Source organism: Gryllotalpicola koreensis, assembly GCF_039538185.1.
Lineage (GTDB): Bacteria > Actinomycetota > Actinomycetes > Actinomycetales > Microbacteriaceae > Gryllotalpicola > Gryllotalpicola koreensis.
This window is the reverse complement of the sequence record NZ_BAABBW010000002.1, coordinates 695,080-717,143: the sequence shown is the minus strand read 5'-3', so window position 1 is coordinate 717,143 and position 22,064 is coordinate 695,080. Positions and strand designations below refer to the sequence as shown.

Sequence of the window (22,064 nt, the reverse complement as noted above, 5' to 3'; positions counted from 1 at the left end):
GCGGTTCGTGGTTCAGGCCGCGGGGTCCGCGGTGAGGGCGTAGCTCGTGTCGAGGTACTCGGCGATGCCCTCGACGCCGCCCTCGCGGCCGAGCCCGGACTGCTTGATGCCGCCGAACGGCGCGGCGGCGTTCGAGACGATGCCGGCATTCACCCCGAGCATCCCGGTCTCCAGCCGCTCGAGCAGGCGCTGGGCCCGCGCGAGGTCGCGGGTGTAGGCGTAGGCCGCCAGCCCGAACTCAGTGTCGTTCGCCCGGCTCACCGCCTCGTCCTCGCTCGCGAAAGTCGTGATCGCGGCCACGGGCCCGAACACCTCCTCGCTCAGGATGCGGCTGCCGGGGGCGACGTTCGTCAGCACGGTCGGCTGCCAGAACGTGCCCGGGCCGTCGCCGCGGGCGCCGCCGACCGCGACCTCGGCGCCGTGCGCGACGGCGTCGGCGACGAGTGCCTCGACCTTCGCGACCGCGCGGTCGTCGATGAGCGGGCCGACGTCGGTGCCGTCGGCGTCGCCAGGGCCCACGCGCAGCGCGCGCACCCTGTCGGTGAGCCGCGCGGTGAACTCGGCGGCGACAGCCTCGTGCACGAGGAAGCGGTTGGCCGCCGTGCACGCCTGCCCGCCGTTGCGGAACTTGGCGAGCATCGCGCCGTCGACGGCGGCGTCGAGGTCGGCGTCCTCGAAGACGAGGAACGGCGCGTTGCCGCCGAGCTCCATCGACGTGCGCAGCACATTGTCGGCCGCCTGCCGCAGCAGGGTGCGGCCGACGCCGGTCGATCCGGTGAACGACAGCTTCCGCAGCCGGCGGTCGGCGATGAGCGGCGCGCACACGGCGCCCGCGCTCAGGGTGGGCACGACGTTGACGACGCCGGCCGGCAGCCCGATCTCCTCGAGCAGGCGCGCGAAGTACAGCGCGGTGAGCGGGGTCGCCTCCGCGGGCTTCAGCACCACGGTGCAGCCGGCCGCGAGAGCGGGCGCGATCTTGCGCGTCGCCATCGCGAGGGGGAAGTTCCACGGTGTGATGAGCAGGGCCGGCCCCACCGGGCGGTGCGTCACGATCATGCGGCCCGTGCCCTCGGGGTTCGCCCCATAGCGGCCGCTGATGCGCACCGCCTCGTCGGCGAACCACCGCAGGAACTCGCCGCCATAGGCGACCTCGCCGCGCGCCTCGGCGAGCGGCTTGCCCATCTCGGCGGTCATGATCGCCGCCAGCTCGTGGCGGCGCTGCTGCACGAGGTCGAAGGCGTCGCGCAGCAGGGTCGAGCGCACGCGCGCCGGGGTCTGCGCCCAAGCCTCCTGCGCGGCGGCGGCCGCGGTGAGCGCCGCCAGGCCGTCGGCGGGGGAGGCGTCGGCGACCTCGGCGAGAACCTCGCCCGTGGCGGGATCGAGCACGGGGAAGGTGCGGCCGCCCTCGGCCGCGACCCAGCGCCCGCCGATGAAAAGATCGCGCGGCACCGCCGTGAGCGCCGCCGCGGCCAGCGACTCCGGCCGCGCGTCGACGACGGTCACGATGCGGCCAGCGCGTCGCGCACGACCTGGAGACCTTCGGCGAGCAGCTCGTCGCCGATCGACAGGGGCGGCAGGAAACGGATGATGTTGCCGTAAGTGCCGGCCGTGAGCACGATCACCCCGTGCTCGTAGGCGTACTTCACGATGCGGCTGGGGAGTGCGGCATCCGGCTCTCCGGTCGCGGGGTCGACGAGCTCGATCGCCATCATCGCGCCCCGGCCGCGGACGTCGCCGATGCGCGGGTCGGCGGCACGTGCGGCATCCGCCCACTCCGCGATGATCTCGCCGATCCTGCCGGCGCGCTCGACCAGCCCGTCCTGCTCATAGGCGTCGATCGCCGCGAGCGCCGCGGCGCACGCGAGCGGGTTGCCGCCGTAGGTGCCGCCGAGTCCGCCTACCTGCGGGGAGTCCATGATCTCGGCGCGCCCCGTGACGGCCGAGAGCGGCAGGCCGCCCGCGATGCCCTTCGCGGTCGTGATGAGATCGGGCACGATGCCCTCGTGCTCGCTCGCGAACAGCCGGCCCGTGCGGGCGAATCCGGTCTGCACCTCGTCGGCGATGAAGACGACGCCGTTCGCCGCCGCCCACTCGGCGAGCGCGGGCAGGAATCCGGGAGCGGGCACGATAAAGCCGCCCTCGCCCTGGATCGGCTCGATCAGGATCGCGGCGAGGTTCGCAGCGCCCACCTGCTTCTCGATCAGCGAGATGGCGTTCTTGGCGGCTTCCGGGCCGCTGAGTCCATCGCGGTAGGGGTAGGACATGGGGGCGCGGTAGACCTCGGGCGCGAAGGGGCCGAAGCCCGACTTGTAAGGCATGCTCTTCGCCGTCAGCGCCATCGTCAGATTGGTGCGGCCGTGGTACGCGTGGTCGAAGGCGACGACGGCCTGCCGGCCGGTGTAGCTGCGGGCGATCTTCACCGCGTTCTCGACCGCCTCGGCGCCCGAGTTGAACAGGGCCGTGCGCTTCTCGTGATCGCCGGGGGTCAGCCGGTTGAGCGCCTCGGCGACCTCGACGTACGGCTCGTACGGCGCGATCATGAAGCAGGTGTGGGTGAACGCCGCGACCTGCGCGCTGACCGCAGCGGCCACGCGCGGGTTGGCGTTGCCGACGCTCGTCACGGCGATGCCCGAGCCGAGGTCGATGAGCGAATTCCCGTCGGCGTCGACGACCACGCCGCCGCCTGCCGCGACGACGGCGACCGGCACGGACACACCGACCGCCGCCGAGACTGCGGCCTGCTTGCGCGCCAGCAGCTCGGTCGAGCGCGGGCCGGGGATCGAGGTGACCAGCTTGCGGACCTGGGGAAGGTCCGGGCCGCCGGTGGCAGGGGAGGCCGTGTCAGCCTGCGCGAGATCAGTCATGACAGCAACGGTAGTCAGGCGCATCGCCGGGCGCAGTTCGCCATTGCGTATAGTGATGCCACCGCTTGCCGCCAGCATGTACAGGAGAGACGGATGCCTGCCGATCTGCGCACCCTGCTTCGCCGGCGTGACCTCGGGCTGCGCCTGCTGAGCGATGAGGCGGAGCTGCCGGGCGGCGCGCTGGAGCGGCCGATCCCGTGGCTGCACAGCTCGGACCTCGCCGACCCGACGCCCTTCGTGACCGACGGCCAGATCGTGCTGACGACCGGCACGCAATTCGGCGGCGGACAGGTGGATGCCGACCAGGTCGCCGCCTATGTCGATCGGCTCGTCGCGCATGGCGTCGGCGGCATCGGCTTCGGCACCGAGGTCTACCTCGACGGCACGCCGGCCTCCCTGATCACCGCATGCCGCGCCGCGCGGCTGCCGCTCTTCGAGGTGCCCTACCGTACGCCATTCATCGCGGTGATCAAGGCGAACGCCGACGCACTTGCGACGGAGGCGCACGCCCGCAGCGATTGGGCCTCTGCCGCGCAGCGCGCGATCTCGCTGGCCGCCATGCGCCCGGACGGCCTCTCCGCCACCCTCGCCGAGCTCTCGCGACAGCTCGATTGCTGGGTCGGTCTGTTCGACGCCGCGGGCAGGCTCGATCGCAGCTTCCCGGTCGATGAGCTGACGGATGCCGGGCGGATCGAGCTGCAGCGGGAGGCCGCCGCGCTGCTGCGTCGCCGGCAGCGGGCGAGCCTCACTGTGGATGCTGCCGGTCAGAGGTTCACCCTGCAGACGGTCGGGGGCACCGGCGGCCTGCGGGGCGTGCTCGCGCTCGCCGCGGACGGAGGGCTCGACCGGGCGGGGCGCGATGTCGTGGCATCCGTCATCGCCCTCGCGGATCTCGCCCTGCAGCAGAACCGCGAGCTCGCGCAGGCGCGCGGCCTGCTGCGCACCGGGCTGCTCAAGGTGCTGGGTCTCGGCGAGTCGGCTCTCGTCGACGACACCGCTCGTCAGCTGTGGGGACCGCTGCCGGACGAGCCTGTGCGTGTCGCCGTGCTCGACGTCGGGGCGGAGGGGCTCGAGGCGGTCGCCGAGGCGCTCGAGCTGCAGGTGAAGGAGAACCCAGGAACGCTGTTCTTCGCATGGGACGGCGAGCTGGTGGTGTGCACGCCGGCCGACGACGGCGACGTCGTCGCCGAGCTGGTGGGGGCCTACGAGCTGCACGCCGGACTGTCGGAGCCGACCGCCTACGCGGGCTTCGCGCGGGCGCTCGCGCAGGCCAGGCAGGCGCTCGCTCGCGCGGGGGAGTCGGATGCCCGGGTGCTGGCGTTCGCCGAGCTCGCGCGCAGCGGCGTGCTCGCGAGCCTTGCTCACGGGGGCACTCAGGAGATCGCGCGCGCGGCGCTCGCTCCGCTCACGGAGCATGACCGGGCGAGGGGCACCGAACTGGTGCGCACGCTGCGCACGTGGCTCGAGAACGACTGCGAGAACGACCGGGCGGCGCGCGCCCTCGGCATCCACCGGCATACCCTGCGCGCCCGCCTCGAGCAGAGCGGTCGGCTACTCGGACGCGAGCTGTCGGCGCTGCCGAATCGAGCCGAGCTGTGGGCCGTGTTCGTGAGCCTCGAGGTGGTCTGAGGCATAGTAATTCTTCCTATTGGGCTTCCTTTCTTCCTGATACGGTTGAACTATGGCGCTCAACATCAAAGATCCTGAAACCGATCGACTGGCTCGCGAACTCGCCGACGCGACAGGCGAGTCGATCACCGTCGCCGCGCGTATCGCGCTTGAAGAGCGGCTCGCGCGAGTGAGATCCCGAGCAGGGTCTGCAGCCCAGGCGGCAGAACTCGACGCGATCATCGAGCGGGGGAGAAAGCGGAGGATCCTTGACGAGCGCACTGCTGAGGAGATCATCGGGTATGACGAGCACGGGCTGCCGAGCTGAGTCATGACGATCACCATCGACACCTCGGCTCTCGCGGCCGTCATCTTCGGCGAATCGGATGCCGCGCACTTCGCGGCCGTGATGCTGGCGAACGCGGGTGACTGCGTGATCAGTGCGGCCACGCTGGTCGAGGCGAATGTCGTCGTCGAAGCACGACAGGGCCCGGGGGCAGGCCAAGATCTGCGATTGCTGATCGAGCAGATCGGTGCCGAGATCGTGCCGGTGACCGGCGAGACCGCCGCGGTCGCCGTCGCCGCCTGGCGGCGATTCGGCAAGGGGCGCCACGCAGCAGGGCTGAACTACGGCGACTGCTTCTCCTATGCGCTCGCGTCAGCCTTCGGGGCGCCGCTGCTCTACAAGGGAGATGACTTCACACAGACCGACATTCCGCGCATCGGCGGTTAGCGTGAGAACATGCCGGAGGCGCGGGCGCTCATCGGCACCTCGGCGTGGCAGAAGGACGCCTGGGACGGGCCGTTCTATCCGAGCGATCTCGCGAAGACGAAGAAGCTCGCGTACTTCGCGGCGCGGATCTCGACCGTCGAGGTCAACTCGACGTGGCGCGGCCTGAAAACCCCGTCCAACTTCCGCGCCTGGCACGACCAGGTACCCGAGCACTTCGTGTTCGCAGTCAAGGCGTGGAGGGGCATCACTCACGATCGCCCACTGCGCGGCGCCGAGCAGGAGACCGCCGTCTTCCTCGCCTCTGGGCCGCTGCTGCTGGGTGAGAAGCTCGGCCCACTGCTCTGGCAGTTCCCGGAGAGTTTCGGCTTCGACGTCGACGTGCTCGACGGCTTCCTCGGCTCACTGCCACGTTCGGTCGGTGAGGCGCGCCAGTTCATCGATCGGCACGGCGGCAGTGTCGACAGCGAGCTTGCGGCGATCCCCGATCGGCCGTTGCGGCACAGCATCGAGGTGCGCAACGCTGGCTTCCTCCAGCCGGGCTACCTCGAACTGCTTCGCCACCATCGCGTCGCGGCTGTCGCGACCAACTCGACGAGTCGGCCCGTGATCGACGCCGTCACCGCCGATTTCGTCTATGTGCGGTTCGATGACGGGCTCGCCCGATTTCCCCATGGGCAGAGCGAGGAACAGCTCGCGCAGCATGCCGCGCGTATCCACGACCGGCTGGCCGAAGGTCTGGACGTGTTCTTCTACTTCGACGACCCGGATTCCACCAAGGGCCTCAAGGGCTCGAGTCACCCTCCGTTGGACGCCATCGAACTCCAGCGACTCGTCGGGGGAGAGCCGCCGGCACCAGGCACCACGCTGCAGACGACCCTGTGGTGACGCTCGCGGCGGTGAGGACTCAGTCGCGGCGCGGCCTGCGCGGCCTGCGGCCCTGGTCGGGGGCGAGCTCGATCAGGCGGCCGCTGATGCGGGTGCTCTCGAGGCGGCGCAGCGTGTCGGCGCCGAGCTCGGCCGGCAGCTCGACGATCGAGAAGTCCGGAAAGATCTTGATCGCCCCGAAGTCGTCGCGGCTGAGGCCGCCCTCGTTCGCGAGAGCGCCCACGATCTGACGCGGTTCCACGTGCTGGCGCTTGCCGACCTCGATGCGATAGGGCGCGAGAGGACCGCCGGAGCGCGCACCCCGGTCGCGGCCACGCCTGCCCGAGGCATCCGATCGTTCGAATCGGTCGCCGCGGCCTGCGTCACGATCGCGCCCGCGCCGGTCCTCGCGCTCGGCCGGCGGCCGCAGCACGTCCTCGGGCGAGAGCAGCAGGGGCTCGTCGCCCTGCGCGACCACCGCGAGCGCGGCGGCGACGTCGGCCTCTGGCACATCGTGGTGCTCCACGTAGTGGGCGATGATGTCGCGGAACGCCGAGATGCGGCCCTCCTGCTCGAGCGCCGTCGTGATCGCGTCGTCGAAGCGGGTGAGGCGGGTCGAGTTGATGTCCTCGACGGTCGGCAGCTGCATCTGCGTGATCGGCTGCCTGGTCGCCTTCTCGATGGTCGAGAGCATGCGGCGCTCGCGCGGCGTCACGAAGCTGATCGCGGCGCCGCTGCGCCCGGCCCGGCCGGTGCGGCCGATGCGGTGCACATACGACTCGGTGTCGATCGGCAGGTCATAGTTCACCACGTGGCTGATGCGCTCGACGTCGAGGCCGCGGGCCGCGACATCCGTCGCGACCAAAATGTCCAATTTGGCGGACTTGAGCTGCTCGACCGTGCGCTCGCGCTGCGCCTGCGGCACGTCGCCGTTGATCGCGGCGGCCGTGTAGCCGCGGGCGCGCAGCTTCTCGGCGAGCGTCTCGGTCTCGTTCTTGGTGCGGACGAACACGATCATGCCGTCGAAGTTCTCGACCTCGAGGATGCGGGTGAGGGCGTCGACCTTCTGCGGGTACGACACCACGAGGTAGCGCTGCGTCGTGTTCTTGCTCGTGGTGGTCTTCGCCTTGACCGTGACCTCCTGCGGGTCGTGCAGGTAGGTCTTCGAGATGCGCCGGATCTGCGCGGGCATCGTCGCGGAGAACAGCGCGACCTGCTTCTCGTCGGGCGTCTCGGCGAGGATCGTCTCGACGTCCTCGGCGAAACCCATCTTGAGCATCTCGTCGGCCTCGTCGAGCACGAGGTATTTGAGCTCGGAGAGGTCGAGGGTGCCCTTCTCGAGGTGGTCCATGATGCGGCCGGGCGTGCCGACGACGACGTGCACCCCGCGGCGCAGCGCCGACAGCTGCGTGCCGTAGCCCTGGCCGCCGTAGATCGGCAGCACATGGGCGCCGCGCACGTGCGCCATGTAGCTCTCGAACGCCTCGGAGACCTGCAGGGCGAGCTCGCGGGTGGGCGAGAGCACGAGGGCCTGCGGATTCTTCTGCGAGACGTCGAGGCGGGAGACGATCGGCAGCGCGAACGCGGCCGTCTTGCCCGTGCCCGTCTGGGCGAGGCCGACGACGTCGCGCCCCTCGAGCAGCAGGGGGATCGTCGCCGCCTGAATGGCGGACGGGGTCTCGTAGCCGACGTCCTTCAGTGCTTTGAGCACCTGATCGCTGAGGCCGAGCTCGGAGAAGCTCGGCACGGCGCCGGCATCGTCGGTGTCGGGCTGTGCGGTTTCCGTGTCGGTCATCGCTCAACGGTAGCCGTACCGGCTAGAGAAGAGGCCACGGCACGGTGTGCCATGAGCCCTGCGGCGCGGGGAAGCGCTGCTCGGTGAGCAGCAGCTCGCTGCGGAAGTCGAGCATCTCGAGCTCGTAGGGGCTGAGCAGCTCGGCGAGCGCGGTGCCCAGAGCATCGCCGAGCCGGGCCCGCACCTGCGCGACGCCGGCCAGCTCGGCATCCGTCAACTCGTCGCCGACCCAGCCCCAGAGCACCGTGCGCAGCTTGTCGTCGACGTGGAAGGTGAGGCCGTGATCCACGCCGTGGCGGTGGCCGTCGGGCATCTCGAGGATGTGGCCGCCCTTGCGGTCGGCGTTGTTCACGATGACGTCGAAGACGGCGATGCGGCGCAGCGGCGCGGAGTCCTCGTGCACGATCGCGACGGGGAAGTCGGGCTCGCCGATGATGTCGAAGACGCGACGGCGGCCCGACTCTGCCGCGGCGTCGGGCGCCGACAGCTCGACCGCGTGCCGGCCGCTCGGCTCACGCCACAGCTGCACCATGCCCTCGCCGAACGGTCCATCGCGCAGCCAGGTGGGCGGCACGATGCCCCAGCCGAGCGCCTCTGAGACGAGATAGGCCGCCACCTCGCGCCGCGCGAGATCGCCGTCGGGGAAGTCCCACAGCGGCTTCTCGCCCGCGGTCGGCTTGTAGATGACGGGGGTCTCGCCGATCGCCGCGAGGAACGCCGCGTTGGACGCCGATGAGATGCGCCCGAGGAGGCGCAGATCGCCGGCGGGCGGCTCGGCCGCGGCATCCGTCATCTCCGCACTCCGTCGAGAAACTCGGCGAGATCGCCGTCGTGGGTGTTGACGCCGAGCACCTCCGCCTCTTCGCCCCGGTAGCGGACGATCGAGACGGATGCCGGGGCGACCTGCACCCGCTGGAACTCGTCGAGCGGGCGCCCCTGCGCAGCCACAATGAGCGACTTGATGATGTCGGCGTGCGTGACGACGGCGAAGACGGATGCCGCACCCGACGCCGCCTCGACGGCCTCGTCGTGCCGCCGCAGCGCCGCAAGCGCCCGCGCCTGCATCGCGGTCAGCGACTCGCCGCCGGGGAACTCCGCGGCAGAGGGCCGCGACTGCACCACCGACCACAGCGGCTCGCGGGCGAGCTCGCTGAGGGCGCGGCCCTGCCAGCTGCCGTAGTCGGCCTCGATGAAGCCGCGGTCGACGGGGGCGGCTGGGGCGCCCGCCTGCCGGTCGAGGATCGCGCGGGCCGTCTGGCGGCAGCGCATCAGCGGGCTCGAGACGACCGCCGCGAGAGGCACGGCGGCGAGGCGCTCGGCCGTGCGCGTCGCCTGCTCTCGGCCGACCTCGTCGAGCCCTACGCCGGCGCTGCGCCCCGCGAGCACGCCGCGCGCGTTCGCGGCGGTGCGCCCGTGCCGGACGAAGACGACGGTGGCCATCGCTCCATCCTGTCTCCTGAGGGCGTTCCTCACTAGAGTCGGCGCATGGCGCAGCGCATCACCCAGCAGCAGTGGCGGCGCTGGACCGACTGGCCGCTCGCCGGGCTCGCGGTGGTGTTTCTCATCGCGTACTCGTGGGAGGTCATCGGGGAGCTGCGCGGCACGGCGCGCGACGTCTCCGAGGTGTTCGAGTGGATCGGGTGGACGGCGTTCGCCATCGACTACGTCGTGAGCCTCGCTCTCGCGAGGCCGCGCTGGCGCTGGTTCTACACCCACCTGATCGATCTCGCGATCGTCGCCTTGCCGATCCTCCGGCCGCTGCGCCTGCTGCGCGTGGCCTCGGCGTTCATCCTGCTGCAGCGCCACGCGGGCACGCAGTTCCGCGGCCGCATCGTCGTGTTCGCCGTCGGCGGCGCGGCGCTGCTCGTCTACGTCGCCTCGCTCGCCGAACTGGAGGCGGAGTACGGGCACGGCGGCCGCATTCAGACGATCGGCGACGCGCTGTGGTGGGCGATCGTGACGATCACCACGGTCGGCTACGGCGACGTCACGCCGGTGACCGTCATCGGGAAGCTCGTCGCCGTCTGCCTGATGTTCGGCGGCGTCGCGCTCATCGGCGTCGTGACGGCGACGCTCGCCTCGTGGATCGTCGAGCGCGTCTCGGAAGAGGAGCAGGCAGAGGAGCAGGTGATCACGGCGCTGCAGTTCGAGGAGCTGCGCGAGGAGATCCGCGCGCTGCGGCACCAGCTCGAGAAGGCGGCCGAGACGCCGGAGGAATGAGCGGCGAGCGACTACCGTGAAACCGTGAGCATCGATCCTCCGTTCCGCAGTGACATCGTCGGCAGCTTCCTTCGCCCCGAGAGCGTGAAGCGGGCGCGCGCCGACGTCGAAGAAGGGCGGCTCGACGCCGCGGGGCTGAGGGAGATCGAGGACGCGGCGATCACCGACGTCACCCGGCGGCAGCAGGATGCCGGGTTGCGCGCCGTCACCGACGGGGAGTTCCGCCGAGCGTGGTGGCACTACGACTTCTATGATGGGCTCGACGGGGTGTCGGTGGTCGACTCCGACCACGGCATCCAGTTCGCGGGCGTCGCGACCAAGAGCCAGGTGCTGCGCGTCACCGACCGCATCGGCTTCTCGGCGACGCATCCGTTCCTCGCGCACTTCCAGTACCTGAGGGAGAACGCTCCGGCTGGGGCGCTGCCCAAGATGACGATCCCGTCGCCGACGGTGCTGCACTTCCGGCTTGACTCTGACGCGGTGACGACCGGCGCCTACGCCGATCACGAGGATGCGTTCGACGACCTCGCCGCGGCATACCGCACCGCCGTCAGGGCGTTCTACGACGCCGGGTGCCGCTACCTGCAGTTCGACGACACGGCCTGGGCGTATCTCTGCTCGGACACCGAGCTCGAGAAGGCCGCCGCCCGCGGCATCCGTATCGACGGCCTCGCCGAGCGCTATGCCGAGCTGATCAACGCGTCGCTCGAGGGCAAGCCCGACGACATGACGATCACGACGCACGTGTGCCGCGGCAACTTCCGCTCCACCTGGATCGCCTCGGGCGGCTACGAGCCCGTGGCCGAGCAACTGCTCGGGAACACGGCCTACGACGGCTACTTCCTCGAGTACGACAGCGAGCGCGCCGGCGGCTTCGAGCCGCTGCGCTTCCTGCCGCGCGGGGACAAGACGGTGGTGCTCGGCCTCATCACCTCGAAGAGCGGCGAGCTCGAGGATGTCGACGCGGTCAAGAAGCGCATCGACGAGGCGACCGCGTTCGCTCCGCTCGAGCAGCTGGCGCTCAGCCCGCAGTGCGGCTTCGCCTCCACCGAGGAGGGCAATGTGCTCACCGAGGAGCAGCAGTGGGCGAAGGTGCGCGAAGTCGTCGCCATCGCGGCTGACGTGTGGAGCTGACCGCGTGAGGTGACAGCCCGGTGGGCTGTCACGCGGTCGGCTCCCGATCGAGCTGTGCTCGACCGGTGCGATGAGAGGTGCGCTTGATCGAGACGGATGCCGGGCGCTGGGTCGACCCCGAGGCGGCATTCCTCGCGCTCGACGGCGGCAGCGGCGAGGTGGTGTGGCTCGACTCAGGGCCTGACGCCGCCGAGGGGATGAGCCTGATCGGCTGGCCGGGTGCGGAGCCGCAGCGGCTGAGCGCGACGGCCGCGGCGGATGCCGAGCCGATGCTCGCCGCGCTGCGCAGCGTTCCCGGCTCGTCGGGAGCCGGGCTGCTGCCCGCGTGGGCGGCGTGGCTCTCGCACGAGTTCGGCTCGGCGCTGCTCGGAGCGGAGGCGCCGGCCGGTGACGGGCCGCTCGCCACGGCCGTGCTGCTGGAGCGCGCGGTCGTGTTCGACCACGCGCGGCGCGCGGTGCGCATCGTCGCGGAGGAGTCGGACCGGGGCTGGGCCGAGGCGACGCTGCGCCGGCTGGCGGCGGCGCCAGCCGAGGCATCCGCCCCGCCCGCCGCCTCCGGCCACACGCCGGTCACGCGCGCGCACGACGACGCGCGCTATCTCGAGCTGATCCGTGCGTGTCAGGCGCGGATCGCCGCCGGGGATGCCTATCAGCTCTGCCTCACCGAGCAGTGGTCGGCACCCCGGCCGGCCGCGCCGACCGAGGTCTACCGCCGGCTGCGGCGGCTCGCCCCGAGCCATCACGGCGGCCTGCTGCGGCTCGGCGGCCTCGAGCTGCTGAGCGCCTCGCCGGAGCGGTTCGTCGAGGTGCGCGACGGGGTGGCCTCGACGCGTCCGATGAAGGGCACGCGGCCTCGGGCGGCTGAGCCCGCCGCCGACGCCGCGCTCGCGGCGGAGCTGCGCGCGAGCGACAAGGAGCAGGCCGAGAACCTCATGATCGTGGATCTCGTGCGCAACGACCTGTCGCAGGTGAGCGAGCTCGGCTCCGTGACGGTCGAGAGCCTGTTCGCGATCGAGAGCTATCGCACGGTGCACCAGCTGGTGAGCACGGTGACGGGGCGGCTCGCACCGGGCAGGACAGCGGTGGATGCCGTCGCTGCGCTGTTCCCCGCCGGGTCGATGACGGGCGCGCCGAAGCGCCGGGCGGTCGAGCTGCTGCGCGGGCTGGAAGGCATGCCGCGCGGGGCATATGCCGGCGCGTTCGGCTACCTCGCGGCGGACGGATCGGCCGATTTCGCGACGACGATCCGCACGATCGTGGTCGCCGGCGACCGTGCGTCTTTCGGCACGGGCGGCGGCATCACCGCGTCCTCCGACCCGGAGGCGGAGCTCGCCGAGATGAAGCTCAAGGCGGCCGCGCTGCTCGCGGCGCTCGGCGCGCAGCCTTAGCCCGTGCGCACTCGCGAGAGCCACAGCGACAGCCCGACCGCGACCGCGATCAACAGACCGCCGATGCCGGCGAACCACGCGGCGAGGTCGACGTTCTGCTTCACGAGGCTGAACTTGCTGGGCAGGCTGTCGAGCGCGCTCTTCAGCTGGTCGGCGCTCTGCGCCCGGTGGTAGGTGCCGCCCGTCGTCTTCGCGATCTGCTTGAGCGCGCGCTCGTCGATCTGCAGCACCGAGTTGCCGCCGCGGCCGCCGTCGAATCCGCCGCCGGCTCCGGGCCCGAAACCGCCGCCGCCGAAGCCCCCGAAGCCGTCGTTCAGCTGCTGCCCAGGGCACACCATCGCCGAGGGGGTCGTCGTGCCGAAACCGATCGTGAACACCCGCACGTGCCGCGCCGCGGCGAGCCGGGCGGCGAGCTGCGGGTCGGTGCCCTGCGTGTTGGCGCCGTCGGTGAGCAGCACGATCGCGTCGGGCGCGAAATCCGCCGAGTCGGGCGCCGGCGCGGCGGTCGGCGGTGCGAAGTCGGCGCCCGTCGGCGGCACGGAGGGGTCCACCTTCGAGATCTCGTCGAGCGAGGTGACGATCGCCTGCCCGATCGCGGTGCCGCGCGAGGTCGTGAGGCCCTTCAGCGCGTCCTGCAGCGTCGTCGTGTCCGTCGTCGGCGGCACGAGCACCCCGGCCGTGCCCGCGAACGCGACCAGGCCCACCTTGGGGCCGCCGGCCAGCGACGAGATGAACGAGCTCGCCTGCTGCTCGGCCGCCGTGATGCGGTTCGGGTCGACGTCGGTCGAGCACATCGAGCCGGAGACGTCGAGCGCGAGCATGATCGTCGACGATTTCGACGGGACCGTGACGGATGCCTGCGGCCGCGCCGCCCCGACGGCGAGCACCCCGATCCCCAGCAGCATGAGTGCCACCGGAATCCGTCTGACCCAGCTGCTGCGCTGCGGCAGCGCCTGCCTGACGAGCGCGATCGACGCGACGCGCACGGCTGCGCGCCGCCGGCGGCGCCTGAGCCACCAGGCGACGCCCAGCAGCGCCGGGATCGCGACCAGCGCGAGCAGCAGCCACGGCCAGCTGAACGACATTCAGACCACCCGCCCCGTGCCGGCCACGGTGAGCACGGCGCCGCCGAGCAGCAGCGCGAGGGCGAGCCCGATGAGCGCGCCCGCGAGCGGGTAGGCCTTGTTCTGGATCGTGAGCCGCAGGTCGATCGACTTCGCGACGCTGCCGAGCTGCGCGGCATCCGATGCCGGGTGGTACGTGCCGCCCGTGGTCTGCGAGATCGCCTTCAGCGCGTCCTCATCGAGGGCCGTGTGCAGGCGGAATCCGTCCGCCTCGACGGTCGTGCCCGCCGTCGTGCCGACGCCGACCGTGTCGATGTGCACGCCGGACTGCTCGGCGAGCTGCGCCGCCGTGTCGGCATCCGTGCCGCCCTGGCTCATGTCCTGCCCGTCGCTGAAGATGACGATGGTCGCCGAGCCCCAGTAGCCGAGGTCGGGCAGTCGGCCGTCCGGCCCGATCGACACCGTCTTGCCCGTGATGGTCGAAAGCGAGCTCGTGATCGCCGCGCCGAGGGAGGTGCCGCCCGAGATGTTGAGCCGCGAGATCGCGTTCAGCGCCTGCGTGTGGTCGGCGTTCGGCCGCGTGGTCACGAGCGCGCCCTCTTCGAAGGCAACCACGCCGATGTCGACGCTCGACGGCTGGGCCTCGATGAACTGCCTCGCCGCCTTCTCGGCCGCGACGATGCGGCTCGGCTTCACGTCGGTCGCGCTCATCGACTGGGAGACGTCCATCGCGAGGATCACGGTGCCGGAGGCACGCGGAGTGGGCACGGATGCCGCAGGCCCGGCCGCCCCGAAGGCGAGCACCGCCACCCCCGCGATCGTCAGGGCCACGCCGGTGCGGCGGGCGGCTCCCGCGCCCGCGCGGGTCGCGCCCAGCCGGGCGAGGGCGGTCGCGCGCCGCCGCTCGAAGACGACGGCGACGACGATCAGCGCCGCGACGACGACCACGCCGAGCACGAGCAGGGGAGCGGCGGCGAGGGTCATGGTCGGCTCGCCGTGTGTGCGCCTGCGCTCGCGCCGGGCCGGCCGGTCGCCGCGATGATCTCGACGAGCGCGCGGTCGAGCTCGCGCTCGGTGTCGACGCGGTGCATCGGCACGCCGGCGCGGCGCATGCCCGCCGTGAGCTCGGCGTCGTGCCGCTCGGCGCCCGCTCGGAATCCCGCGCGGAACACGGGGTCTGACGTGTCGACGATGAGCTGCTCGCCCGTCTCGGCGTCCTCGACGAGGATCAGGCCGGCCTCGGGCAGCTCGCCGTCGGCGGCGTCGGTCACGCGCAGCGCCACCACCTCGTGCCGCTGGGTGAGCCGCAGCAGGGCGGCGGGCCAGTCGCCCGTGCCGATGAAGTCCGAGACGACGACGATGAGGCTGCGGCGGCGCGCGAGCCCGGCGACGCGATCGAGCATGGCGGCGAGGTCGGTCGTCGTTCCGGCGCGCGGGGGAACGGCGGATGCCCGCCGCCACAGTTCGTGCCCGATGCGCAGCGCGTGCCGGCGCCCGGTGCCCGGGGGCACGACGCGGGTCGCGCCCTCGTCGTAGAGCAGCGCCCCCACCCGGTTGCCGCCGCGGCCGAACAGCCGCGCGAGGGCGAGCGCGAGCTCGGCGAGCACGTCGTCCTTGCCGCGGCCCGCTGCGTCGCGCCGCCCCGCGCCCAGAGACGCCGAGCGGTCGAGCACGAGCCAGGCCGTGAGCTCGCGGTCCTCGGTGAAGACGCGCACGTGGGGCGCGCCGAGGCGGGCAGTGACGTTCCAGTCCATGCGCCGGGCGTCGTCGCCGGCGACGTACTCGCGCAGGCTCGCGAAGTCGAAGCCCTGGCCGCGGTGCGCCGTGCGGTAGCCGCCCTGCACGCGGCCCTCGAGGCGGCGCAGCACACGCCACTCGAGCCGCAGCAGCAGTTTCTCGGTGGTGCGCGTTCCGCGCTCAGGCATGCTGCGCTCTTCGAAGCCGGCCGCTCCGGCCGGCTGACGACGCGCTGCGCGCTCAGGCATCCGTGCCCCTCATCTGCTCTGCAGCACCACCTCGGGCGCCGGCACGACGCCGAGCACGCGCGTCACGATGGCGTCGGCGTCGAGCTCGTCGGCGAGCGCCTCGTAGCTGAGCACGATGCGGTGGCGCAGCACGTCGAGGGCGAGCTCGGCGAGATCCTGCGGCAGCACATAGGCGCGGCCGCGCAGGAAGGCGAGCGCACGGCCCGCGAGCACGAGGGCGATGGATGCCCGGGGGGAGGCGCCGTAGGAGATGTAGCGCTCCAGCTCGCCGAGGCCCACGACGCCGGGCGCCCGGGTCGCCGCGACGAGCCGCACGGCGTAGTCGGTGATCGCCGGGTCGACGTAGACCCCGTCGACCTGCCCGCGCATCGCGATCAGCCGCTCGGGCGAGAGCATCGCCTGGATCAGCGGAGTCGGCCGCAGCGAGCGCTCGACGATCGCGTGCTCCTCGGGCGGCGTCGGGTAGTCGACGACGACCTTCATCATGAAGCGGTCGACCTGCGCCTCGGGCAGCGGGTAGGTGCCCTCGGACTCGATGGGGTTCTCGGTCGCCATCACGAGGAAAGGCTCGGGCACCCGGAACGTCTCGCGCCCGATCGTCACCTGGTGCTCCTGCATCACCTCGAGCAGCGCCGACTGCACCTTCGCGGGCGCGCGGTTGATCTCGTCGGCGAGCAGCAGGTTCGCGAACACGGGCCCGAGCACGGTCTCGAACTCGCCCGTGTGCTGGTGGTACACACGGGTGCCGACGAGGTCGGCCGGCACGAGATCCGGCGTGAACTGGATGCGCTGGAACTGCCCGCCGATCGCCGCCGCCAGCGACTTCACGGCGAGGGTCTTGGCGAGCCCCGGGACGCCCTCCACGAGCAGATGGCCGCCCGAGAGCAGGGCGACGGCCATGCGCTCGAGCAGCACGTCCTGCCCGACGATCGTGCGCTTGACCTCGAACAGCACGTGCTCGAGGGGGTGTGGTTCCGGCATCCGTCTCTCCCTGATCTCTAGATCTGCGGTCCCTGCAAGGTGCCCGACCCGCCGCCGCCGAGCGCCGCGCCGATCGGCACGGCGAAGCCGACGCCGGCCCACGCGCCGTCGTGCCCGGGGTCGGCGATCGAGACGACGATGCCGATGACGTCGCCGCTCCCGTCGAGCAGCGGGCCGCCCGAGCTGCCGGGGTTCACGCTCGCGTCGAACTGGATCAGGCCGTCGAATTTGCCCTGGTCGGTGTCCGCCTCGCGATCGGTGCCCGAGACGACGCCGGAGGAGACGCTGTAGGCCAGCCCGAGCGGGTTGCCGATCGCGACGACCGGCGCGCCGACGCTCGCGCCGCCGCCGAGCGTGGCGGGCACGAGCGGCTCGGGCAGCTTGTTCGGCATCAGGGCGGCGATGTCCGTCTTGGGGTCTGAGGAGACGACGGATGCCAGAGCCGTGGTCCTGTCGGAGAAGGTGACGTCGATCGCCCCGCCGCCCGAGATCACGTGGTTCGCGGTGAGGATCGTGCCGTCGCTCGTGGCGACGACTCCCGTGCCGAGCTCGCCCGTGGTGGTCTCGATGACGACGACCGAGGGGCCGACGAGGCGGTAGAGCTGCGAGACGGTCGGGGCCGTCGCGGTGGGGGTCGGCGTCGGGGTGTGCTTCGCCGCGTCGGCGGCGGTGGTCGCACCGCCCAGCCGGAACGCGAGCACCCCGACGACCAGCACGAGCACGGCGACGAGCGCCCCGGCGACGATCAGCATCGCGCGGGGGCTGGGAAATCGGCTCAGAGCTGAGAGTCCCCGAGCGCGCGGGCCCGCCATGTGCTCACGCTAAGCACGCCCGCCTAGGAATCGGTTAAATCTGGGGAAATCCGTTTTCGCTGATCTGCGACGACGTTCCGTGAGTCCGTCGCGCGACGACAAACGATGCCCTTATTCCCGCTGTGATGGGCCATCTATTGTCGTCGCGTGTGCGGCTGACCGGCTGGGCGACGCGCGCTGAGCTGCTGCGCCGGCTGGGAGAGACGGATGCCGCGGCCGACGCCCACCGCGAGGCCCTGCTCCTCACTGCGAACGAGGTCGAGGCGGCCTTCCTCGAGCGGCGTCTGCGCGAGGTGCACTGATCGTGCGGCCGTGTTGATCATCCTCGCCGCGCCGCTCGCGTGCCGAGAAGTGCCGGGATGTCCCCTCACCTCGATTGAGGCGACATCCCGGCACTTCTCGGCATCGCCGCTGTTGCCGTACCTCGCCTGTAAGCACGCCGCCGGCCTGCCGAAGGTCAAGAAGCTCGACGCGGCCTGAACCGGGCGGCGGCGTCACGTCAGCGGGCACACCGTGCGCTCGTAGATCGTCGGCACGCAGAGGTTGCAGTGGATGCAGGCCGATTCGGTGCCGGCATCCGCCCTCAGCTTCGTGATCAGGTCAGGCTCGCGCAGCAGGGCCCGCGCCATGCCCACGAACTCGAAGCCCTCGGCCATCGCCGTGTTCATGCCGCCGAGATCGGTCACGCCGCCGAGCAGCACGAGCGGCAGCGCGAGCTCGGCGCGGAACGCGCGCGCGAGCTCGAGGAAGTAGAGCGGGTGGTACGGGTAGCGCTTGAAGAGCACTCCGCCGAACCAGCGCAGGCCGAGGCCGATGAGCGGATGCTGCGTGCGGGCGAACTCGGTGAGCGGCACGTCGCCGCGGAAGAGGTACATGGGGTTCAGCAGCGAGGATCCGCCGGTCAGCTCGAGCGCGTCGAGGTTCCCATCGGCCTCGAGCAGCTTTGCGAAAGCGAGTGACTCTGCGGGGGCGAGGCCGCCGCGGGCGCCGTCGTCCATGTTGAGCTTCGCGAGCACGGCGACGTCGTCGCCCGCCCGGGCCACCGCCTCGCGCACGGCCGTCACGATGCGGCGCGGGAGCTCGGCGCGGTGCTCGAGCGAGCCGCCGAACTCGTCGCGGCGCCGATTGAGCCGCGGGCTCAGGAACGAGCTCGCGAGGTAGTTGTGGCCGAGGTGCACCTCGACGGCGTCGAATCCGACCTCGACCGCCCAGCTCGCCGCCTGCGCGTGGGCGCGCACGATGCGGTCGATGTCGTCACGGGTCGCCGCGCGGTCGAGGCCGGTGCCGAGCGCCATCTGGTCGAAGCGCCGCGAGGGCGCGATCGACTGCAGCCCCGTCGACCGGCTGTCGGAGACCGGGCCCGCGTGCCCGATCTGGGCGCTCACCTTCGCGCCGGTCGCGTGCACCGCATCGGTCAGTTCGCGCAGCCCCGGCAGCGCCTCGGGGCGCCACCACAGCTGCCGCCGCTCGGTGCGGCCCTCTGGGGCGACCGCGAGATACGCGACGGTCGTCATGCCCACGCCGCCGCGGCCGAGCTCGACGTGGAAGTCGACGAGATCCTGCGTGACGAGCGCCTCGGGGGTGCGCCCCTCGAAGGTCGCCGACTTGATCACGCGATTGCGCAGCGTGACCGGCCCCAGCCGGGCGGGGGCCAGCGGATCCGGGGGTGTGTCGGTCGTCACGTTTGCACCTTACGACGCGTCAGAGTGTGCTTAAGCGACGACCGAGGAGGGTGACGGATGCCGGCACGAGACGAGTGGGACCCGAGGCGCCTGCCGAACCAGAGCGGGAAGGTGTTCCTCGTCACGGGCGGCAGCCGCGGCATCGGCTACTTCGCCGCCGAGCAGCTCGCCGGCGCCGGCGCCCGCGTGGTGATCGCGGCACGCGACGAGGCCAGGGCCCGGCGGGCGATCTCAGCGATCGAGCGCCGCATCGACGGCGCCGAGATCGGATTCCTGCCGCTGGACCTCGCCTCGCCGGCATCCGTTCGCGCCGCAGGTGAATCCGTCGCCGAGTGGGAGCGCCTCGACGGCGTCGCGGCCAACGGCGCCATCACGTGGGGCCCGCGACGGCGGCAGCTCACGCCCGAAGGCCTCGAGCTGACCCTCGCGACGAATCACGTCGGCCACTTCCTGCTGGCGGCGACCGCCTGGCCCGCGCTGGCGCGCACCGCCGGCAGCCGCTGGGTGGGCATGACCAGCATGGCGACGATGTTCGCCCCGGCCGACGCGTCCGCGCTGAACAGCGACCACGACTACTCGGGCGGCCGTGCCTACGCGCTCTCCAAGCACGCGGTGCAGGGCTTCGCGTGGGAGCTGAACCGCAGGCTGCGGGAATCCGGCTCGTCCTCGATCGCGCTGGCCGCGCACCCCGGCTACTCGGCCGACGGGCTCACCGCGGCGCGCGCGGGCGTCACCCCGCGCCCTCCGGCCTTCGAGCGCTGGCTCGCGTTCGGCGCGCAGGGCAAGAACCACGGCGCGACGCCGCTCGTGCGAGCGCTCACCGACCCGGGCGCCCGCGGCGGCGAGCTCTATGCTCCGGCGTGGTGGGTGAAGGGCCCGCCCGTGCCGCTGACCCCGCGCGCCGCGAGCGCGCGACCGGAGTTCGGCCGCGAGCTCTGGCGCCTCTCGGAGCGGTGGGCGGCCACCGAGTTCCGCCCGTGAGTCTCGGCCCGCCGGCTGCGCTACCGGCTTCCGCATTGCGCTGCTCGGATCCGAGTAGCGCATAGCGGATCGCAATAGCGCAACCGTGTCGCCAGGTGGCGCTAGCCGGGGCTGCCCGGCGGGGTGCACACTGTTCGCATGTCCGACACGGTCTCCGAGGTCGAGGGGTACCTCGGGTCGATCGACGAGGGGCGCGCGAAGGTGCTGCGCCCGTACTTCGAGCGTGCGCGGGAGATCGTCGACGGGGCGGCCGAGGGGCGCAGCTACGGGATGCCGGCGCTGATCTACCGCGGCAAGGCGCTCATCTCGCTGCAGGCCACGAAGGCGGGTTATTCGGCGTACCCGTTCAGCGGCGTCGCCGTCTCGATCGTTGCAGCCGCCCACCCCGAGCTCGAGACGACGACGGGGTCCGTGCACTTCACGAGCAGGCATCCCTTGCCCCTCGACGTGTTCGACGAGCTCGTGCGTGCGCGCCGCGATCAGATCGACGCGAATATCGCCACCCCCTGATTGCTCAGTGACCCGCTCATAGGGTGGGTTGCTGACGAGGAGGAGGCGCGTGTCCGAAAGCGATGGGGCGCCGCGCACCGTCCTCGCCGAGCGATATCTGCTGGGCGAGGCGCTGGGGCGCGGCGGAATGGCGACGGTTTTCCGCGCGCGGGACGAGAAGCTCGGGCGCGACGTCGCGGTGAAGGTGTTCGACACCGGCGCGCCGGGCGATGACGCCGAGCGGCGACTGCGCGAGGTGCGGCTGCTCGCCGGGGCGAATCATCCGCATCTCGTCACGCTGTTCGACGCAGAGCTCGACGCGGCGGACCACGACGGATTCCTGGTGATGGAGCTCGTGGAGGGCGAGTCGCTGCGGCAGCGCCTCGCCCGCTTCGGCGCCGACGCTGAGCTCGCCCGCCGTGTCGTGGTGGAGCTCTCCGGCGCGCTCGCCTATCTGCATGAGCGCGGCATCGTTCACCGCGACCTCAAGCCGGAGAACGTCCTGATCGAGCGGGATGCCGGCCGCCTCAAGCTCGTCGACTTCGGAATCGCCCAACTCGTGGGAGCCGAGCGGCTCACCACCGCGGGAACCGTGCTCGGCACGGCGGCGTACCTGAGCCCGGAGCAGGTCGCCGGGCAGGCAGCCGGTGCAGCGACGGATGTCTACGCCCTCGGCCTCGTCGCGCTGGAGACCGTCACAGGTCAGCGCGCTTTCCCGGGGACCTCGGTCGAGTCGGCCGTTGCGCGGCTGACACGGGACCCGGCGATTCCGGCCGGGCTGCCCGCCGAGTGGGCCGCGCTGCTCGCCGCGATGACCGCGCGCGAGCCCGAGGCGCGGCCGGCGGCGGCTGACGTCGCGGCGACGGCTGCGGGGCTGCCGGCGCTTTCGGTGGAGGGTGCGCAGCCGGCGGCGCCGGTGGAGGCTGCGCGGCAGGCGGCGCCGGCGGAAGGCGGCGCGACCGTGCCGATGCAGACGGCATCGGAGACCGGGCGGACTCTGCGCTATCCGGGTGTTCTGGGGCCTTCGGGATTCTCGGGAGCTCCGGCGGAGCGCACGGCGCCCACGCGGCGACTGGCGCCTGTCGACGGCTCGGGCGTGCCCGAGCCCGTGCTCGGGCGCGAGCCGGCGCGCCGCCGACGCCGGGCGGGACTGATCGCCGCCGGCGTGGCGGCGGCGCTCGTCGCGGGCGGAGCCATCGCGATCGCGCTCGCCTCGAACCACCATGCGGCCGCGCACCCATCGCCGACCGCGACGTCGCCGGCCGTGACGACAACGACCGCGGTGCCGCAGCCGGTCGTGACGGTGACGGCCGTTCCCGCGCCGCCCGGCGGCGGCCCTGGCAAGGAGCCCGCCGGTGGGAACGGGCCGGGCAACGGTCCCGGCGGCGGCCCCGGTCACGGGAACGGCAAGGACAAGGGCAAGAAGGGCGGCGGTGATTAGGCGCGGCATCCGTCTGCGGCATC

At 72.1% G+C, this 22,064-nt stretch carries 23 protein-coding genes; 12 read left to right on the top strand and 11 right to left on the bottom strand.

The features are described from left to right. Positions 1 to 12 precede the first annotated feature (12 nt). A complete protein-coding gene (locus ABD708_RS08370; protein WP_344753249.1) occupies positions 13 to 1,503 on the bottom strand; it encodes an NAD-dependent succinate-semialdehyde dehydrogenase in 1,491 nt (496 codons plus the stop codon). Beyond that, entirely contained in the window at positions 1,500 to 2,864 is a 1,365-nt protein-coding gene (gene gabT / locus ABD708_RS08365) for a 4-aminobutyrate--2-oxoglutarate transaminase (protein WP_344753247.1), read from the bottom strand. The genes ABD708_RS08370 and gabT overlap by 4 nt, the downstream gene beginning before the upstream one ends. Positions 2,865 to 2,957: 93 nt before the next feature. On the opposite strand from gabT, the gene ABD708_RS08360 reads away from it, so the two are divergent. From ABD708_RS08360 to ABD708_RS08345, 4 genes are read left to right on the top strand one after another with little or no spacing between them, the layout of a single operon-like run. Continuing rightward, positions 2,958 to 4,493, top strand: coding sequence for a PucR family transcriptional regulator (locus ABD708_RS08360; protein ID WP_344753245.1), 1,536 nt, complete (start codon positions 2,958 to 2,960; stop codon positions 4,491 to 4,493). Between the two features lie 52 nt (positions 4,494 to 4,545). Then, a complete protein-coding gene (locus ABD708_RS08355) occupies positions 4,546 to 4,800 on the top strand; it encodes a type II toxin-antitoxin system VapB family antitoxin (RefSeq protein WP_344753243.1) in 255 nt (84 codons plus the stop codon). Positions 4,801 to 4,803: 3 nt separating this feature from the next. Next, positions 4,804 to 5,205, top strand: coding sequence for a type II toxin-antitoxin system VapC family toxin (locus tag ABD708_RS08350; RefSeq protein ID WP_344753241.1), 402 nt, complete (start codon positions 4,804 to 4,806; stop codon positions 5,203 to 5,205). Between the two features lie 9 nt (positions 5,206 to 5,214). Then, positions 5,215 to 6,090: a DUF72 domain-containing protein gene (locus ABD708_RS08345; RefSeq protein ID WP_344753239.1), complete on the top strand. Its 876-nt coding sequence runs from the start codon at positions 5,215 to 5,217 to the stop codon at positions 6,088 to 6,090. A gap of 19 nt (positions 6,091 to 6,109) precedes the next feature. Here the strand turns inward: ABD708_RS08345 and ABD708_RS08340 are convergent, their stop codons facing one another. The 3 genes from ABD708_RS08340 to ABD708_RS08330 are packed head-to-tail and all read right to left on the bottom strand — an operon-like array spanning position 6,110 to position 9,304. After that, entirely contained in the window at positions 6,110 to 7,864 is a 1,755-nt protein-coding gene (locus ABD708_RS08340; RefSeq protein WP_344753237.1) for a DEAD/DEAH box helicase, read from the bottom strand. Between the two features lie 22 nt (positions 7,865 to 7,886). Continuing rightward, a complete protein-coding gene (locus ABD708_RS08335; protein ID WP_344753235.1) occupies positions 7,887 to 8,657 on the bottom strand; it encodes an SCO1664 family protein in 771 nt (256 codons plus the stop codon). Continuing rightward, complete coding sequence (locus tag ABD708_RS08330; protein WP_344753233.1) at positions 8,654 to 9,304, bottom strand: MSMEG_4193 family putative phosphomutase; 651 nt, start codon at positions 9,302 to 9,304, stop codon at positions 8,654 to 8,656. Before ABD708_RS08330 ends, ABD708_RS08335 begins: the two co-directional genes overlap by 4 nt. Positions 9,305 to 9,349: 45 nt before the next feature. Here ABD708_RS08330 and ABD708_RS08325 point away from each other — a divergent pair, with 45 nt between their 5' ends. The 3 genes from ABD708_RS08325 (at position 9,350) to ABD708_RS08315 (ending at position 12,606) form a co-directional block, all read left to right on the top strand. After that, entirely contained in the window at positions 9,350 to 10,084 is a 735-nt protein-coding gene (locus ABD708_RS08325; protein WP_344753231.1) for a potassium channel family protein, read from the top strand. Between the two features lie 24 nt (positions 10,085 to 10,108). Continuing rightward, complete coding sequence (locus tag ABD708_RS08320) at positions 10,109 to 11,218, top strand: 5-methyltetrahydropteroyltriglutamate--homocysteine S-methyltransferase (RefSeq protein ID WP_344753229.1); 1,110 nt, start codon at positions 10,109 to 10,111, stop codon at positions 11,216 to 11,218. A gap of 77 nt (positions 11,219 to 11,295) precedes the next feature. Continuing rightward, complete coding sequence (locus tag ABD708_RS08315; RefSeq protein WP_344753227.1) at positions 11,296 to 12,606, top strand: anthranilate synthase component I family protein; 1,311 nt, start codon at positions 11,296 to 11,298, stop codon at positions 12,604 to 12,606. Here the strand turns inward: ABD708_RS08315 and ABD708_RS08310 are convergent. From ABD708_RS08310 to ABD708_RS08290, 5 genes are read right to left on the bottom strand one after another with little or no spacing between them, the layout of a single operon-like run. Continuing rightward, the gene (locus tag ABD708_RS08310; protein ID WP_344753225.1) at positions 12,603 to 13,691 is read right to left on the bottom strand and encodes a VWA domain-containing protein; all 1,089 of its coding nucleotides are present in this window, start codon (positions 13,689 to 13,691) and stop codon (positions 12,603 to 12,605) included. The genes ABD708_RS08315 and ABD708_RS08310 overlap by 4 nt on opposite strands. Continuing rightward, entirely contained in the window at positions 13,692 to 14,654 is a 963-nt protein-coding gene (locus tag ABD708_RS08305; RefSeq protein ID WP_344753223.1) for a VWA domain-containing protein, read from the bottom strand. It lies immediately after the preceding gene. Further along, positions 14,651 to 15,655 (bottom strand): DUF58 domain-containing protein, encoded by a 1,005-nt coding sequence (locus ABD708_RS08300; RefSeq protein ID WP_344753220.1) that lies wholly within the window; start codon positions 15,653 to 15,655, stop codon positions 14,651 to 14,653. The genes ABD708_RS08305 and ABD708_RS08300 overlap by 4 nt, the downstream gene beginning before the upstream one ends. Before the next feature lie 9 nt (positions 15,656 to 15,664). Beyond that, the gene (locus ABD708_RS08295) at positions 15,665 to 16,636 is read right to left on the bottom strand and encodes an AAA family ATPase (protein ID WP_344753217.1); all 972 of its coding nucleotides are present in this window, start codon (positions 16,634 to 16,636) and stop codon (positions 15,665 to 15,667) included. 17 nt (positions 16,637 to 16,653) lie between these two features. Further along, complete coding sequence (locus ABD708_RS08290) at positions 16,654 to 17,388, bottom strand: S1C family serine protease (protein ID WP_344753214.1); 735 nt, start codon at positions 17,386 to 17,388, stop codon at positions 16,654 to 16,656. A 209-nt stretch (positions 17,389 to 17,597) separates the two neighbouring features. Here ABD708_RS08290 and ABD708_RS08285 point away from each other — a divergent pair, with 209 nt between their 5' ends. Both ABD708_RS08285 and ABD708_RS08280 read left to right on the top strand, forming a co-directional pair. Beyond that, the gene (locus ABD708_RS08285; protein WP_344753210.1) at positions 17,598 to 17,750 is read left to right on the top strand and encodes a hypothetical protein; all 153 of its coding nucleotides are present in this window, start codon (positions 17,598 to 17,600) and stop codon (positions 17,748 to 17,750) included. Between the two features lie 10 nt (positions 17,751 to 17,760). After that, positions 17,761 to 17,928 (top strand): hypothetical protein, encoded by a 168-nt coding sequence (locus ABD708_RS08280; protein ID WP_344753206.1) that lies wholly within the window; start codon positions 17,761 to 17,763, stop codon positions 17,926 to 17,928. A 14-nt stretch (positions 17,929 to 17,942) separates the two neighbouring features. Here the strand turns inward: ABD708_RS08280 and ABD708_RS08275 are convergent, their stop codons facing one another. Next, positions 17,943 to 19,130 (bottom strand): NADH:flavin oxidoreductase, encoded by a 1,188-nt coding sequence (locus ABD708_RS08275; protein ID WP_344753203.1) that lies wholly within the window; start codon positions 19,128 to 19,130, stop codon positions 17,943 to 17,945. A gap of 57 nt (positions 19,131 to 19,187) precedes the next feature. Here ABD708_RS08275 and ABD708_RS08270 point away from each other — a divergent pair, with 57 nt between their 5' ends. The 3 genes from ABD708_RS08270 to ABD708_RS08260 all read left to right on the top strand — a co-directional run bounded on the left by ABD708_RS08270 (position 19,188) and on the right by ABD708_RS08260 (position 22,041). Beyond that, positions 19,188 to 20,111, top strand: a complete 924-nt coding sequence (locus tag ABD708_RS08270; RefSeq protein WP_344753202.1) for an SDR family NAD(P)-dependent oxidoreductase — start codon at positions 19,188 to 19,190, stop codon at positions 20,109 to 20,111. Positions 20,112 to 20,249: 138 nt separating this feature from the next. Continuing rightward, positions 20,250 to 20,621, top strand: coding sequence for an iron chaperone (locus ABD708_RS08265; RefSeq protein WP_344753199.1), 372 nt, complete (start codon positions 20,250 to 20,252; stop codon positions 20,619 to 20,621). A 49-nt stretch (positions 20,622 to 20,670) separates the two neighbouring features. After that, positions 20,671 to 22,041 (top strand): serine/threonine-protein kinase, encoded by a 1,371-nt coding sequence (locus ABD708_RS08260; protein WP_344753197.1) that lies wholly within the window; start codon positions 20,671 to 20,673, stop codon positions 22,039 to 22,041. The last annotated feature ends 23 nt before the right edge of the window (positions 22,042 to 22,064 follow it).

Bases quoted from the DNA above. Each gene is read 5' to 3' on its own strand.
- gabT (WP_344753247.1), bottom strand. From the start codon at position 2,864: ATGACTGATCTCGCGCAGGCTGACACGGCCTCCCCTGCCACCGGCGGC.
- ABD708_RS08360 (WP_344753245.1), top strand. From the start codon at position 2,958: ATGCCTGCCGATCTGCGCACCCTGCTTCGCCGGCGTGACCTCGGGCTG.
- ABD708_RS08355 (WP_344753243.1), top strand. From the start codon at position 4,546: ATGGCGCTCAACATCAAAGATCCTGAAACCGATCGACTGGCTCGCGAA.
- ABD708_RS08350 (WP_344753241.1), top strand. From the start codon at position 4,804: ATGACGATCACCATCGACACCTCGGCTCTCGCGGCCGTCATCTTCGGC.
- ABD708_RS08345 (WP_344753239.1), top strand. From the start codon at position 5,215: ATGCCGGAGGCGCGGGCGCTCATCGGCACCTCGGCGTGGCAGAAGGAC.
- ABD708_RS08340 (WP_344753237.1), bottom strand. From the start codon at position 7,864: ATGACCGACACGGAAACCGCACAGCCCGACACCGACGATGCCGGCGCC.
- ABD708_RS08335 (WP_344753235.1), bottom strand. From the start codon at position 8,657: ATGACGGATGCCGCGGCCGAGCCGCCCGCCGGCGATCTGCGCCTCCTC.
- ABD708_RS08330 (WP_344753233.1), bottom strand. From the start codon at position 9,304: ATGGCCACCGTCGTCTTCGTCCGGCACGGGCGCACCGCCGCGAACGCG.
- ABD708_RS08325 (WP_344753231.1), top strand. From the start codon at position 9,350: ATGGCGCAGCGCATCACCCAGCAGCAGTGGCGGCGCTGGACCGACTGG.
- ABD708_RS08310 (WP_344753225.1), bottom strand. From the start codon at position 13,691: ATGTCGTTCAGCTGGCCGTGGCTGCTGCTCGCGCTGGTCGCGATCCCG.
- ABD708_RS08305 (WP_344753223.1), bottom strand. From the start codon at position 14,654: ATGACCCTCGCCGCCGCTCCCCTGCTCGTGCTCGGCGTGGTCGTCGTC.
- ABD708_RS08300 (WP_344753220.1), bottom strand. From the start codon at position 15,655: ATGCCTGAGCGCGCAGCGCGTCGTCAGCCGGCCGGAGCGGCCGGCTTC.
- ABD708_RS08295 (WP_344753217.1), bottom strand. From the start codon at position 16,636: ATGCCGGAACCACACCCCCTCGAGCACGTGCTGTTCGAGGTCAAGCGC.
- ABD708_RS08290 (WP_344753214.1), bottom strand. From the start codon at position 17,388: ATGCTGATCGTCGCCGGGGCGCTCGTCGCCGTGCTCGTGCTGGTCGTC.
- ABD708_RS08270 (WP_344753202.1), top strand. From the start codon at position 19,188: ATGCCGGCACGAGACGAGTGGGACCCGAGGCGCCTGCCGAACCAGAGC.
- ABD708_RS08265 (WP_344753199.1), top strand. From the start codon at position 20,250: ATGTCCGACACGGTCTCCGAGGTCGAGGGGTACCTCGGGTCGATCGAC.